Annotated in this window: 13 protein-coding genes; 6 read left to right on the top strand and 7 right to left on the bottom strand. The window is 60.7% G+C overall.

The window, feature by feature from the left end:
* Nucleotides 1-10: 10 nt before the first annotated feature.
* Nucleotides 11-1,036, bottom strand: a complete 1,026-nt coding sequence (locus ACRWA7_RS11655; protein ID WP_438391159.1) for a DUF2891 domain-containing protein — start codon at nt 1,034-1,036, stop codon at nt 11-13.
* Nucleotides 1,037-1,485: 449 nt separating this feature from the next.
* On the opposite strand from ACRWA7_RS11655, the gene ACRWA7_RS11650 reads away from it, so the two are divergent.
* On the top strand, nt 1,486-2,781 hold the full coding sequence (locus tag ACRWA7_RS11650; RefSeq protein WP_438391158.1) for an MFS family transporter: 1,296 nt from the start codon (nt 1,486-1,488) through the stop codon (nt 2,779-2,781).
* A 73-nt stretch (nt 2,782-2,854) separates the two neighbouring features.
* Here the strand turns inward: ACRWA7_RS11650 and ACRWA7_RS11645 are convergent, their stop codons facing one another.
* Both ACRWA7_RS11645 and ACRWA7_RS11640 read right to left on the bottom strand, forming a co-directional pair.
* Entirely contained in the window at nt 2,855-4,204 is a 1,350-nt protein-coding gene (locus tag ACRWA7_RS11645; protein WP_438391157.1) for a type II toxin-antitoxin system HipA family toxin, read from the bottom strand.
* Nucleotides 4,198-4,455 carry a helix-turn-helix domain-containing protein gene (locus ACRWA7_RS11640; protein ID WP_438391156.1) on the bottom strand — a complete coding sequence of 86 codons (258 nt, stop codon included), beginning with the start codon at nt 4,453-4,455 and terminating at the stop codon, nt 4,198-4,200. The genes ACRWA7_RS11645 and ACRWA7_RS11640 overlap by 7 nt, the downstream gene beginning before the upstream one ends.
* A 426-nt stretch (nt 4,456-4,881) precedes the next feature.
* Here ACRWA7_RS11640 and ACRWA7_RS11635 point away from each other — a divergent pair, with 426 nt between their 5' ends.
* Nucleotides 4,882-5,538 carry a hypothetical protein gene (locus ACRWA7_RS11635; protein WP_438391155.1) on the top strand — a complete coding sequence of 219 codons (657 nt, stop codon included), beginning with the start codon at nt 4,882-4,884 and terminating at the stop codon, nt 5,536-5,538.
* A gap of 7 nt (nt 5,539-5,545) precedes the next feature.
* Here the strand turns inward: ACRWA7_RS11635 and ACRWA7_RS11630 are convergent, their stop codons facing one another.
* Both ACRWA7_RS11630 and ACRWA7_RS11625 read right to left on the bottom strand, forming a co-directional pair.
* Nucleotides 5,546-5,716, bottom strand: coding sequence for a hypothetical protein (locus tag ACRWA7_RS11630; RefSeq protein WP_438391154.1), 171 nt, complete (start codon nt 5,714-5,716; stop codon nt 5,546-5,548).
* A 32-nt stretch (nt 5,717-5,748) separates the two neighbouring features.
* A complete protein-coding gene (locus ACRWA7_RS11625) occupies nt 5,749-6,807 on the bottom strand; it encodes an AraC family transcriptional regulator (protein ID WP_438391153.1) in 1,059 nt (352 codons plus the stop codon).
* Between the two features lie 194 nt (nt 6,808-7,001).
* Between ACRWA7_RS11625 and ACRWA7_RS11620 the strand changes: the two genes are divergently transcribed.
* Nucleotides 7,002-8,135: an acyl-CoA dehydrogenase family protein gene (locus tag ACRWA7_RS11620; protein WP_438392762.1), complete on the top strand. Its 1,134-nt coding sequence runs from the start codon at nt 7,002-7,004 to the stop codon at nt 8,133-8,135.
* 216 nt (nt 8,136-8,351) lie between these two features.
* Here ACRWA7_RS11620 and ACRWA7_RS11615 read toward each other — a convergent pair whose 3' ends face one another.
* On the bottom strand, nt 8,352-8,663 hold the full coding sequence (locus tag ACRWA7_RS11615; RefSeq protein WP_438391152.1) for a DUF4148 domain-containing protein: 312 nt from the start codon (nt 8,661-8,663) through the stop codon (nt 8,352-8,354).
* A 317-nt stretch (nt 8,664-8,980) separates the two neighbouring features.
* Between ACRWA7_RS11615 and ACRWA7_RS11610 the strand changes: the two genes are divergently transcribed.
* Nucleotides 8,981-10,087 carry an alkene reductase gene (locus tag ACRWA7_RS11610; RefSeq protein WP_438391151.1) on the top strand — a complete coding sequence of 369 codons (1,107 nt, stop codon included), beginning with the start codon at nt 8,981-8,983 and terminating at the stop codon, nt 10,085-10,087.
* A gap of 8 nt (nt 10,088-10,095) precedes the next feature.
* Here ACRWA7_RS11610 and ACRWA7_RS11605 read toward each other — a convergent pair whose 3' ends face one another.
* Complete coding sequence (locus tag ACRWA7_RS11605; protein WP_060818600.1) at nt 10,096-11,034, bottom strand: LysR family transcriptional regulator; 939 nt, start codon at nt 11,032-11,034, stop codon at nt 10,096-10,098.
* 454 nt (nt 11,035-11,488) lie between these two features.
* Here ACRWA7_RS11605 and ACRWA7_RS11600 point away from each other — a divergent pair, with 454 nt between their 5' ends.
* A complete protein-coding gene (locus ACRWA7_RS11600) occupies nt 11,489-12,595 on the top strand; it encodes an alkene reductase (RefSeq protein ID WP_438391150.1) in 1,107 nt (368 codons plus the stop codon).
* A 94-nt stretch (nt 12,596-12,689) separates the two neighbouring features.
* Nucleotides 12,690-13,067, top strand: a complete 378-nt coding sequence (locus tag ACRWA7_RS11595; RefSeq protein ID WP_438391149.1) for a DUF427 domain-containing protein — start codon at nt 12,690-12,692, stop codon at nt 13,065-13,067.
* The last annotated feature ends 54 nt before the right edge of the window (nt 13,068-13,121 follow it).

Below are 13,121 nucleotides of genomic sequence, written 5' to 3'. Positions count from 1 at the left end.
GGTTTCAGGTTCAGGCTTCCAGCGCCAGCAGCGCGAACGTGGCAAGCCAGTGTTCGCCCATGTAGTCGCCCGCCACATGCGCGAGTCCTGCGCTCAGGTGTTCGTTGGCCGTGGCTTCGAGCACGCCGATTCGCGCGTCGCCGGCTTTCAGCGAGCGCGCAAGCGACCGCTGGCACCACGCGCGGCTGAGATTCAATCCGTCGAGGTGCGCGAGCTTGCCGTCGCTTCTGTCCGTGACCGTGGCAGGCGTGAACAGCGTAGCTGGTTCACGCGCGCCAAGCCGCGGCAGGAACCGGTCGAACCAGCCTTCGAACTCGGTCGCGCTCAACACGCGCCGCATCAACTCGGCTTCCATCAGCGACGACGATAAAAACTCATCGCCGGCCGGTTCCCACGCCTGGCACGCGGCATCGTGGAGATACCAGCGGCGGGCGGTATCGATGATCAACGTCTCGAACGCCGTGTCGCAGACCTGCCGCGCATAACCCACCGCGAGCGTCAGCGCGAACGCCGTGTTGAAGTGCGTACCCACGCGCAGCGGATACGTGGACTTCGGCAAGAACGCCGTGAAGCGGTCCACAAAGGCTTGTGCGAGCGGCTTGAGCGCTTGAGCCCAGCGTTGGCCGTCGGGCGTTTTCATCGATTCGAGCTGGCCAGCAAGGGCGAGCAGCCACGCCCAGCCATAGGGACGCTCGAACCCGCGCGCTTCCGGGCGCTCGAGGTACGCCACTTCGGCGGCAACGTTCGCCGCCGTGAAATGCGCATCGATCAACGCGCGGATTCGAGGTGCTTCCGGCAAATCGGGAAACCGGTCGATGAGCCGTGCGATCAGCCAATACCCGTGAACGCAGGAATGCCAGTCGAAGCTGCCATAGAAGATGGGATGCAGCGCGCGCGGACTCTGGACATCGGCGGCGCTGCCCATCACGTGTTCGAGCTTGTTCGGATATTCGCGCGTGAGATGGCCCAAGGCCAGCGCGGCAAATTTCGATGCAAGGGCGGTGTCGAGCGTCAGATTCGATGACTGCGGGTTCATGCGGTTCTCCAGAAAAGTCGGGCGTCCGCAATTATGGCAATAGTTGGCGCAGGCGTTGGCCTCGTGTTTTTCGCCTCATCAGGGTAATTCCCAAGCGCTGGCGCGGGGTGCCGCGGCGACCGTTTGTAAGCTTTGGGCGTTTGTGCCGCAACACCTGCTCAATGCGCCGCAAACCGTTGATGCGCCTGAGATCCTTGCTGTCAAAAGGAATGACGCGGACCAGCGCTGGGACCATCCTGACGTCAATCTTTCGTGCCCAATCGTGCTGTAAGCATAAATACGGCTGACTGTCATCCCGCGCCAAGCCGTCCTGCGTCGTATAAACTTGCGCCCGAACGCCTTCAGCGTCATTCGGGGCGTCATCTTATCGACCGGCATTCGTCCGGTTCAAGAGCGGCCGCAAGCCGCCGTTTTCGCCGTTTTCATTACGCGACAGGAGTCCAATCAGCATGGCCGAACTAGCCCTTTCCACATCAGCCGATACCCGGCGTCGCGTTCTTGCGATTGTCGGCGCGTCGTCGGGCAATCTCGTCGAATGGTTCGACTTCTATATTTACTCGTTCCTCGCACTGTACTTTGCGCCTGCTTTTTTCCCGAGCGGCAATTCGACCACGCAGTTGCTCAACACCGCCGGCGTGTTCGCTGCGGGTTTCCTGATGCGGCCTATCGGCGGCTGGATGTTCGGTCGGATCGCCGATAAACACGGCCGCCGCACGTCCATGATGATCTCCGTGCTGATGATGTGCGCGGGCTCGCTCGTGATCTGCTTCCTGCCGACGTATTCGAGCATTGGCGCATGGGCGCCGTTTTTCCTGCTGATCGCGCGGCTGTTCCAGGGTTTGTCGGTAGGTGGCGAGTACGGCACGAGCGCGACTTACATGAGTGAAGTGGCGCTGCAAGGGCGGCGGGGGTTTTTCGCATCGTTCCAGTATGTGACGCTGATTGGCGGCCAGCTTGCCGCGTTGCTGGTGCTGGTCATACTGCAACAAGTGCTGAGCGCGGAAGAGCTGAAAGCCTGGGGATGGCGCATTCCGTTTGGCATCGGTGCGCTCGCGGCGCTGGTCTCGCTGTATCTGCGTAAATCACTCGATGAAACCACGACCGCCGAAACCCGCAAGCTGAAGGAAGCCGGCACGCTGCGCGGCCTCATGCAGCACAAGACCGCGTTTTTGACCGTGCTCGGTTTTACGGCCGGCGGATCGCTGATCTTCTACACGTTCACCACCTACATGCAGAAGTATCTGGTGAACACGGCGGGCATGCACGCCAAGACGGCGAGCAACATCATGACCGCCGCGCTGTTCGTCTACATGATCATGCAGCCGGCTTTCGGCGCGTTGTCGGACCGGATCGGCCGGCGGACGTCGATGATCTGGTTCGGCGCGCTTGCCACGCTCTGCACCGTGCCAATCCTGCATGCGCTGAAAGATGTCACGAGCCCGATCGTGGCGTTCGTGCTGGTCGTGATCGCGCTCGCGATCGTCAGCCTCTACACCTCGATCAGCGGCCTGATCAAGGCCGAGATGTTCCCCGCGGAAGTGCGGGCGCTGGGCGCGGGATTGTCGTATGCAGTGGCGAACGCCGTGTTCGGCGGCTCGGCAGAATACGTGGCGCTGTTTCTGAAATCCGTTGGCAGCGAGTCCACGTTCTATTGGTACGTGACGGCGCTGTGCGCGATTGCGGGAATCGTCTCGTTCCGGATGCGCGATTCGTCGAAGGAAGGCTATTTGCGCGACGTGCCTTGATCGACGTGCCTTAACGAGCGGGTATTGAAGGATTCCGAAGGAAAGCGCCGGGCATCGTTGCCACGGCGCTTTTTTATTTCTCCGGCATGGCTTCGAGTGCGGCTACCGCGCGGCGAAGCCCTTCGAAGATGCGATCGGAGACTTTGGCGGGGAAACCTTCCGGCAACTGCGCCGCCACTTGCTCGATCACGCGCGGCGTTTCTTCGATCAGGCGGCGGATGATCGGCTCTGCATTGCTGCCGTACGAACACCTCGGCGCCATTGCGTTGAAGTGCCGGCGCTGGATATCGCGAATAGCATAGTGACGATGCTTGCCTGCCACGGCCATCGCCAGTTTCGCCTTGAACCACGACCATTGGCTCGCGCCCTTGCCTTCCACCGGCCAGATCGACATGACGTCGTAGAGCGGCGTCAATCTGAACTGTCCGCGCGGCAGGAGCCGAATGCTGAAATTTTTCGCGTGGCCGTCGGGTGCGGCGAGCAACCAGAAAAGAATCTGCGCGGTCAGCAAGGTTTCGATGTCGTCACTGGCCTCGTTGGATTGCTGGAGCACGCGGGCCAGATCGATCACGCCCGGACCGCCTTCGTTCTCGTATTTCTTGTGCGAAGGCAGCCCCATCACCTGACAGAAATCTTCTTGCGGAAGCCGCAGCAGCCATTTGCCGCTCGAATGCATCTGGCGATCAAAGCGCTTCACGCTCAGCACGCGCTGCTTGCCGAATGTCTCGATACTCGTTTCAGCGACCGGCAAACCGTACGCGCGCAATAGATGCATGCACAGCCATTCGTTCTCGACGGATGTTGTCAGATCCGCGCGCCGGTTTCCAACCAGGCCGAGCGGAAGCTTCAGGATATGCGTGGTTGGCGTCGCGCCATGGGGTTTCATCCACTGGCCTTCGTGCCAGAGCAGCGCGGTCTTTTCCTGCGCGCCGGCAAGCGAGATCCGGAAATCGTCTTCGTCGTCCTGAGCACCGAAAGTGAAGCTGCCCGCTGTCTGGGTCAGCAAGGCTTCGATTTCAGGTTCGGTCAGCGGCGTTCCATCGATTTGTTCAACGCCGGCCGGTTCTTCATCGATACCCAGAAGCTGGACCGCGCCCACACAATCACGCCCGATTGCCTGCAGCAGATCGAAGGTATCGAGCGTCCCGGTCCGGAAACGCCGGCCGATGCGTTGCCGGATGGCTTCACTGTCGGGCAGCAGGTTATCGAAGTAGTTCAGCACGCGCTCGCCCTTGAGCGGGGCGTTGTCGATTGGGATGGGAAGCGAAAGCGACAACGGCCGGCCGATGTTGGACGTGGTCCAGGCCGGGTCGTACTCGAACTCCATGGGCCCGCGAGTGGGAATCCGCCAGGCGCCCACGCGCACGCCGTTGGCCCATACGGACAACGCCCGGGAATGCGCCTTGCGCCCGGTCGTTACCATTCCGGTGTGGAATCGAAAGATGGTTCAGGGGTGGCGTCCCTGTCCTGCACTTGCAGTTGCAGGCCGTACGCGCCGAAAAGCGCAAGCAGCTGGTCAAGCGTCAGTGCGCCTGAATCTCCTTCAAGCGTTGAGATGCGGCTTTGGCTTACGCCAATACGCATGGCGGCTTCAGCCTGAGTAAGGCCTGCGCGCCGTCTTCCCGCTGCCAGGATTTCGCCCAGTTGGTGAGGTGTAGCGATAGTCTGCCGCATGGCTATTTATCTGTGACACGAATAAAGAAATTTTATTCGTGTCACAGATAAACGTCAAATATTCGTTTAACGAATAAAAGCAAAATATCTCTGATGCGAATAATTGCAATTTATTTGTATTGCAGATATCAGCAAGATGTCATGGATGCGTCGTGTGCATGGCGAATGGCGGGACTCAGGAAGCACCAGCCGCGGAAAATCCGTCAAATTGACCGGGTTTTCGATGATTCCGCGGGTTTTCACGCTTCTTCAGACAAAACGCAGGTTATTGAGATGACGGTAAGATGCGGTCAGATGCCCACCCGGCGACGCCATCGACCACGATGCGGCGCGCCGTTGCAAGGACGGGCTCGCCAGGACCCGAGCGTCGAGCGCATGTGCCCCGCTGCGCGACGCTTGCGAGTCCGTCTGCTTGGAGACTAGCCCATGGAAGATTTCGATGAAACGTTGTACGTTGTGTGGCGAGCCAACTTGAACGTGCTGGCGGGTTCTCCCGCTGGCGGTGCGCGGATTGCGCGCATGATGAGTTTTTCGCCGTCGCACATGAAGCTGATCCTGGCCGGCAGACGCGATTTCAGCGAAGAGTTTATCCGCGGCGTGGAAACGGTGACCGGCCTGCCGCCGCGCTGGATGGACGACCGCCACGACCGGCGCGACATTCCGCCCGAAACGCAACGCGCGATGGATGAAGAAGCGCCTGCCGCGATTTTTCGCGGCAATGCGCATCCGGCACCCAAACGGCCCGTACTGCGTGGGCCTGAACCGCTGCTGTCGCAGACAGAAGCGACCCGGCGCATTGCCGACCAGGCATTGCAACAAGGCGAGACGTTACGCCGCGACCAGATTTTCAGGCGCAACCGCGATCTGCTTCTCACCGACTTGCGTCGCGTGGAGCGGCAATTGTCCACGGTGCAACTCGAGAACATCAATGCGCGAGCGGAGGACCTGCGTGCGTCGGGCAAGCTGGATGATCCCGTACGCGCCGATCTTGCGGGGCGTATCGAGCAGATCGACAAACACCGGGCAATGCTTATGCAGCACGTCGAAAAACTGGCGACGCTGTTGACCGGTCTCGAAGATTAGCGCCCTGCTATTGCGACGGATTTTTGTGCGGCCCGGAGTCGTGATCCACCGAAATGGCGACGGGGTCGCTTGCGGGGAAGCTCTCATCGAGCGCTTCGTCAAGCGCCGCCTCCCTATTGTCGGCGTCCGGGGGCGTTTGTTCCGGCTCTCGATCCGGTTTTGCTTTCGGTTGCGACATGACGGCTCCTAGTGTGAACCAGCAGGGTTTCACTATAGCGGTTCTGTCACGCCATGCACTGCGCGATAAGCCGTCGGCCGCACGCCCGTCCACTTCTTGAACGCACGGCGAAACGCGCTCGGTTCGGCGAACCCGAGCGCATGCGAGATTTCCGCGATGGTCTCGGCCGTATCGGCGAGACGTGCAATGGCGAGATCCCGCCGCAATGCATCGCGAATGGTTTGATAAGTCGTGCCCTCCTGCCTGAGACGCCGGCGCAGCGTGGCTTCAGCCATGTTCAGCGTTGCCGCGAGCCGCTCGCTATCCGGCCAGTCGCCGGGCGGTGTTTCCCGCAATTCACGACGAATCCGCGCCGCGAGCGAATCCGTATTGCGATACTTCACGATGAAATTCGCGGGCGCTTCACGCAGGAAGACCTTGAGCGTGGCGCTTGTCTGGACCGGCCTCAAGCGCGCGCAATCCGGCGCGAGATCAACGTACGACACAGCTTGCCCAAAGCGCATGTCGTCGCAGAACATCAGCCGGTACTCGTCGGCGGCGCGCGGTTCGGGGCAGCGCAAACTTGCGGCGAGGATGGGAATACGCCGCCCCAGGAGCCAGCACAACAGGCCGTAGATCATGATGAACGCGGTCGCGTAGGCGAACATCGGACGCGGAGTGTTGCTGTTGGAATCGACGAGGCGGATCCTTACGTGCGTCGCGCCGACTTCGAACTCGCAGCGCAAGTCGTCCAGCACCAGCCGCAAGAACCCGGCAATGCGTGCGAGCGCTTGAGCGCCATCGCGCGAATCGAGCGCGGCGTGACAGAGGAGCGCGAAGCTGCCGCGGCGCATTGGATGACTGTCCTGGCCGAAGAATTCGTCGTCGAGCGCATCGGCAATGGCGCTCCACAGGCGCCCGTATTGCGCCGCCGACACACGCGCGAGCGGCGCTGCGAGCGCTGCGCTCTGAATGCCCGCTTGTTCGAGCAATGCACTGCGCGCGAGTCCGCGACGCCCGGCGCAACGCAGGGCTTCTTCGACGAAATCAACCGCGATGGTCCCGCGTTCACCGCTTTCGCGGCGCGGTGTCCTGGACGCGGACGGCGTCATGGCACGCTGAGCGGGCGAATCTTTTAGCCGTGGTTTTTCCGTGGTTCGGGTAGTCACTGGTGGCAAAATCGCTCAGGAAGCTTGATCGTTTCAGGCATCGCCGGGGCAGCTTGCAGCGCCTACACTTCGGGGCGATGGCGCGGCATTTCAAGCGCGCGCTTTTCCAAGTATTCCACACGAGCCAGACCGCCATGATCGACAGTTTCCTCACCGATGACCAACGCATGATCCGCGACGCCGCGCGCGACTTCGCCACCGAGGTGCTTGCGCCGCACGCGGGTGAATGGGACCGCGCCGCGCGTCTGCCCGACGAGGTCGTGCGGCAACTTGGCGAACTCGGACTGCTGGGCATGATCGTTCCGGCGGAGTGGGGCGGTACGTTCAGCGACTACGTGGCGTACGCGCTCGCCATTGAAGAGATCGCGGCCGGATGTGCGTCATGCTCAACGTTGATGGCCGTGCACAACTCGGTGGGTTGCGGTCCCATACTCGCATTCGGCACCGACGCGCAGAAGGCCGAGTATCTGCCGAAACTGGCAACCGGGGAGATGATCGGCGCGTTTTGCCTGACTGAGCCGCAGGCTGGATCGGAAGCGAACAACCTGAAGACGCGCGCGGTCGAACGGGATGGCCAGTGGGTGTTGTCGGGCGCGAAGCAGTTCACCACCAACGGCGCGCGCGCCGGCATGGCGATTGTCTTCGCGGTTACGGATCCGGAACTTGGAAAGAAGGGCTTGTCGGCGTTTATCGTGCCGGCGGACACGCCCGGTTTCAACGTCGGCCGGCCGGAACACAAGATGGGCATCCGTGCCTCCGATACCTGCCCGATAACCCTCGACAACTGCACGATTCCCGCGGCCAACCTGCTGGGGGCGCGTGGCGAGGGCCTGAAGATCGCGCTGGCGAACCTCGAAGGAGGCCGCATTGGTATTGCCGCGCAGGCGGTGGGTATTGCGCGTGCCGCGTTCGACGCCGCGCGGGCTTATTCGCATGAGCGGGTGCAATTCGGCAAGCCGATCAAGGACCATCAGTCGGTCGCCAATCTTCTCGCCGATATGCAGACCAGCCTCAACGCCGCTCGCCTCCTGGTGCTGCATGCAGCGCGCATGCGTACCGAAGGCTTGCCGTGTTTGAGCGAGGCTTCGCAAGCGAAGCTGTTTGCATCGGAGATGGCGGAGCGTGTTTGCTCGCAAGCCATCCAGATTCATGGGGGGTATGGCTATCTGGAGGACTATCCGGTAGAACGCCATTACCGCGATGCGCGTATCACGCAGATCTACGAAGGCACGAGCGAAGTGCAGCGCATGGTAATAGCGCGGCAACTTTGAACGACCGGGAAATTCGGGCCTTCGTTCTTTGGTCTCCCGGAAATGCTCACCGTGGACTCCCGTGAAAGCTCACTGTCGACACCCAACTCACTCCCGTACAACCTCACCGATCACTTCCCGCAGACCCTCACCTTTGTGCTTGATATGTAAGCCATGTTAGCCAAAAAACCCCGCGCCGTGGACGGACGCGGGGTTTTGGCGCTCCGCGATTAACAGTTACGGACGGTTGTAATCGGCGGGATTTGCCGCTGCCGCCACAGGTGCTCCCGACGCCGACGTGCCGCTCACCGACGGACCGTAGCTGCCTTGCGCAACACCGTCTTGCGCAGCAACCCGTCTTTCGGCTGCCTGAATATTCGCCGGATATTGCGTGCGATCCGATGCCGGGTTGTAGCCCGCTTGTTCCAGTTGAACCAGCTCGCCGCGAACCTGGGCGCGCGTGACCGCGTCGTTGCTCTGAGCAAACGCGAAGCTCGGTGCAGCCAATGCAGAAGCGATGACAACTGCAGGGATAAGTGCCTTGAACATGATGAATCTCCAGTCTGGTTATCGACTACGAAGCGTGCGGCGCCGGTGCTCCGATGAACTGAGGCTCGATCGGCATCGCCTGTTTCGATCCGTGAATCGATCTTATTCCCCGATGCTCTAGGTAAAAACCCTTAAATCGTAAATACACTGTTGTGCCCTGACGAATAACGGATCGGATCTGTCCGCCGCGCCGGACGAGCGGTGTGCGAGCGCGTCGCGTTTATGGGGAACCCTATTCCCCTCAAGCGGCTATACGCTTCATTGCGTCGCGGGATGGGTTATGTCCTGCATCCATCGTTCAAGATCAGGAGGTCGTCATGTCGAAGCTATTTTCCCCATTCAGACTTGGCCGTCATGAACTCGCGCATCGCGTGGTGCTCGCGCCCATGACACGTTTGCGTTCAGATCCGGACGACAGTCCGAGCGAGATGATGGTCGAGTACTACAGCCAGCGTGCATCGGCGCGCGCGCTGCTGATCACGGAGTCGTCGCACGTGCTGAAGAGCGGGCGCGGTTATGCGGGCGGTCCGGGAATCTACGAAGACCACCATGTTCAAGGCTGGAAAAAGATCGCCGATGCGGTCCACGCAAAAGGCGCACGCATCTTCATGCAGCTCGTGCACGACGGCCGCCAGTCGCATGTCGACCTGACCGGCGGTACACCGCCCATCGCGCCATCCGAAGTGCCATTCGAAGGACTCGCGCTGACGCGGGACGGATGGGTGCCGGTATCGATGCATCGGGCCGTGGGTATCGAAGAAATTCCGGCGCTCGTCGAGGCCTTTCGCAAAGGCGCAGAACGTGCGCTCGCGGCGGGGTTCGACGGCGTCGAGATTCATAGCGCCAACGGTTATCTCATTGATACCTTCCTGCAAGACGGCACCAACAAGCGGACCGATGCCTACGGTGGCCTGGTCGAAAACCGTGCGCGCTTCCTGCTCGAAGTCACTGAAGCGGTGAGCTCGGTGTGGGGCGCCGATCGCGTGGGCGTACGCGTGTCGCCGAGCGGTCAGTGGGGCGAAATCTCCGATAGCAACCCCGAGGCCACTTTCGGCTACGTAGCCACACAGTTGAACCGGTTCGGTTTGGCCTATCTGCATATCATCGAACCGCGTGTGAAGGGCGTCGAAACGCTGCACGAGGGCCAGGCGCCGGTTGCCTCGGTGTTCTTGCGCAAACTGTTCAAGGGTCCGATTATCGCGGCGGGAGGATTTGACGGCGATGGCGCGGAAGCGCTCCTGCAAAAGGGCGATGCCGACCTGGTCGCATTCGGGCGCTGGTTTGCTTCGAACCCCGATCTGCCGAAACGGCTGAAGTACGGCTTGCCGTTGAACGGCTATGACCGCTCGGCCTTCTGGGGCGGCACGGAAAAGGGCTATACCGACTATCCGTTTTATGAGGACGAAGCCATGGCTTGTGCGTGATCGGCGGTTCAGGCCGCGCCGGACGCGTCCGGGGCAAGATCGCGATCCCATGGTGCGACTTCGCCCCACGTTTGCGTCAGCAAGTCGATAAAGATACGCACCTTCGGCGACAAATGCCGGCGGGTCGGATACATCGCGCGGATGGGTTTGGCAGCGGGCTGGAATTCGCTCAGCATTGGCACGAGCTTGCCCGTGCGTACGTTGTCCTCGAGCAGGTATGTCGGCATGTTGATGATGCCAAATCCATGCACGGCAGCGGCGACCAGTGCTTCTGCGCTATCCATTTGCAACCGGGTCACGTGGCTCACCTCGTTCGCGAGAGGGTCGGTGAAAATCCAGGGCTGAGGCCGTCCCGCGCTCATGAAAAACAGGCATTCATGATTGAGCAGATCGCCGGGCGCTTGCGGCGTACCGTGCGCTTTCAGATAGGCCGGCGACGCGCATGTCAGCAGGTGCTGCTGCGCGACAGTGCGGGCAATCAGACGCGAGTCGGGACGCGGGTCGCCAATGCGCAACGCAATGTCGATACCTTCGTCTATCAGGTCCACGAACCGGTCCGTGAAGCTCACTTCGGCGCGCACGTCGGGCCATGTCTTCAGGAACAATTCGATGACCGGCATGACGTGCCGATGCCCCAGTCCCGTGGGCACGCTCAGCCGCAGCACGCCGGTCGGCTTTGCGCTGCGCACGGCCATGGCCAGTTCGGTTTCCTCGAGGTCGTCGAGAATCTGCGTGCAGCGGGAGAAGAACACATCGCCGTCGTCAGTGAGGCTCAGGCTGCGCGGCGTGCGGTTCAGAAGGCGTACGCCCAGGCGCTGCTCGAGACGCACAATGCTTTTACCCACCGCGGAACGCGTGAGCCCGAGTTGCTTCGCTGCGATCGTAAAGCTTCCCGCTTTTACGACAGCGACGAACATGGCTATATCGTTGATATTTCCAAGTGCCAAGGCGGCGCTCCGGGAGAAAGTTGGCGGCAAAGCTGGACGGCTTCAAGGACGCGCCATTGTATTTCGATTCCCGTGGTCACACGAAAAGCGCATCCGGCGCCCGACGGTTGCTTCGTGCTTGACGGTTGCTTCGTCTTAACGCGGAGTTTTGGTCCCGTGAAAGGGGAAGGCGATTCCCCTTTAATCCGCGCGCCAAGCATCAACCTCTTGCTGCAAGGCAGGACACCCGCGAGCATGAACCGGTTCAACGATTGTTCGCCGTGGATGAAGAGTTAACTACGTTTCCACCCAATAAATACTGTTCCTGTTTGGCCTAGACTACGTCGCAGAAAGCCGAGGATCGCTGCTAATAATTTCCTAAGCATTTCGAATTAATAGACCGTGCGGGCGAAGCGTCCTTGTGATCGCCGATCGCCGGTTTCCCTGCAATTTCATTCATGTATCGGAGCCTCACATGTCGCAACTTTTCACTTCAACCAACATTGGCCCGTACACGTTGTCCCATCGTATTGTGATGGCGCCGCTTACTCGCATGCGTTCTGGTCCCGGCGATGTTCCCGGCGACCTGATGCGCGAGTACTACGCTCAGCGCGCAACGCAAGGCGGTTTGATCGTCGCTGAAGCCACGCCGATTTCTCCCGGCGCAATCGGATATCTGGGCGCTCCCGGCATCTACACCGACGAACAGGTTGCGGGCTGGACAAAGGTCGTTGATGCGGTTCATGCAAAGGGCAGCCGGATCTTCCTGCAACTGTTCCACGCCGGTCGCCAGTCGCACATTGACTTGACGCCCAATGGTGAAGCGCCCATCGCGCCGTCCGCATTGCCGTCCGACGGATTCGCCTACACCGCTGAAGGCTGGAAGGCGACCTCCATGCCGCGTGCGCTCGAAACGCACGAGATAGCCGGTATTGTGGAAGAATTTCGCCGTGCGGCCGAACGCGCATTGAACGCAGGTTTCGACGGCGTCGAGATTCATGGCGCGAACGGTTATCTTCCAGACCAGTTCCTTCAGGATGGCTCGAACAAACGTACCGACGAATACGGTGGTTCGATCGAAAATCGCGCGCGCTTTCTTCTGGAAATTACGCAAGCGGCGGTATCCGTCTGGGGCGGCGAGCGCGTGGCAGTCCGGCTGGGACCGAGCGGCACGTGGGGCGGCATGTCGGACAGCGATCCTAACGCCACATTCGGTTACGCCGCAGACCAACTGAATCGTTTCGGTCTTGCTTATCTGCACCTGATTGAACCACGTATCAAAGGCAGCGAACTTGTTTCCGAGGGTCTTGCGCCCGTAGCGTCACGGCACTTAAGGAAAATTTTCAAAGGACCGATCATTGCCGCGGGCGGTTTTACGCCGGAGTCGGCCGAGCACATTCTGGGAGAGGGCAGCGCGGACCTGGTTGCTTTCGGACGGCACTTCATCTCGAACCCGGATTTGCCGGAGCGCGTGCGCAAAGGATTGCCGCTCAACGCCTACGATCGCGACACTTTTTATGGCGGTGACGCGCGCGGCTACACGGACTATGCATCGGCAGATGAAGCAGCCGTTGCGGCATGACGCGCGCATACGCGGCAGAGAAAGCCGCTTTCCAATACGCTGCAAGATACGGCATCACGTACCTTGCCCAACGCCGTTTTTAGGAGCAGAAGTCATGACGAAGACAGTGAAGACTCCAGGACCCGATCATCCGATCAGCATCGAACCCAATGCGTCGCGCATCACGGTGACTATCGGTGGCCGCGTACTTGCCGACACACGTGAAGCGCTCACCTTGCGCGAAGCGTCGTATCCGCCGGTCCACTATATTCCGCGCAAAGATGTGGATATGTCGCTATTGCAGCGTACCGAACACACGACGTATTGCCCATACAAAGGCGAGTGCTCGTACTACAGCATTCCCTTGGGCGGCGAGCGTTCGGCGAATGCGGTGTGGACTTACGAAGACACTTATCCGGCCGTTGCCGAAATCAAGGACCATCTTGCGTTCTATACGGATCGCGTCGACGCATTCGAAGTGCATGCCGCCTGAATCGTGGTGCCTGGATTGTAATAACGGGCTTCGAAGCAGGCTGTTTTCGCGTTG

The organism is Caballeronia sp. DA-9, from assembly GCF_051615025.1.
Taxonomy (GTDB): domain Bacteria; phylum Pseudomonadota; class Gammaproteobacteria; order Burkholderiales; family Burkholderiaceae; genus Caballeronia; species Caballeronia sordidicola.
Note: the sequence above shows the minus strand (reverse complement) of the source record. Positions and strands in the feature narration are given on the sequence as shown.

Bases quoted from the DNA above. Each gene is read 5' to 3' on its own strand.
- ACRWA7_RS11655 (WP_438391159.1), bottom strand. From the start codon at position 1,036: ATGAACCCGCAGTCATCGAATCTGACGCTCGACACCGCCCTTGCATCG.
- ACRWA7_RS11650 (WP_438391158.1), top strand. From the start codon at position 1,486: ATGGCCGAACTAGCCCTTTCCACATCAGCCGATACCCGGCGTCGCGTT.
- ACRWA7_RS11645 (WP_438391157.1), bottom strand. From the start codon at position 4,204: ATGGTAACGACCGGGCGCAAGGCGCATTCCCGGGCGTTGTCCGTATGG.
- ACRWA7_RS11640 (WP_438391156.1), bottom strand. From the start codon at position 4,455: ATGCGGCAGACTATCGCTACACCTCACCAACTGGGCGAAATCCTGGCA.
- ACRWA7_RS11635 (WP_438391155.1), top strand. From the start codon at position 4,882: ATGGAAGATTTCGATGAAACGTTGTACGTTGTGTGGCGAGCCAACTTG.
- ACRWA7_RS11630 (WP_438391154.1), bottom strand. From the start codon at position 5,716: ATGTCGCAACCGAAAGCAAAACCGGATCGAGAGCCGGAACAAACGCCC.
- ACRWA7_RS11625 (WP_438391153.1), bottom strand. From the start codon at position 6,807: ATGACGCCGTCCGCGTCCAGGACACCGCGCCGCGAAAGCGGTGAACGC.
- ACRWA7_RS11615 (WP_438391152.1), bottom strand. From the start codon at position 8,663: ATGTTCAAGGCACTTATCCCTGCAGTTGTCATCGCTTCTGCATTGGCT.
- ACRWA7_RS11610 (WP_438391151.1), top strand. From the start codon at position 8,981: ATGTCGAAGCTATTTTCCCCATTCAGACTTGGCCGTCATGAACTCGCG.
- ACRWA7_RS11600 (WP_438391150.1), top strand. From the start codon at position 11,489: ATGTCGCAACTTTTCACTTCAACCAACATTGGCCCGTACACGTTGTCC.
- ACRWA7_RS11595 (WP_438391149.1), top strand. From the start codon at position 12,690: ATGACGAAGACAGTGAAGACTCCAGGACCCGATCATCCGATCAGCATC.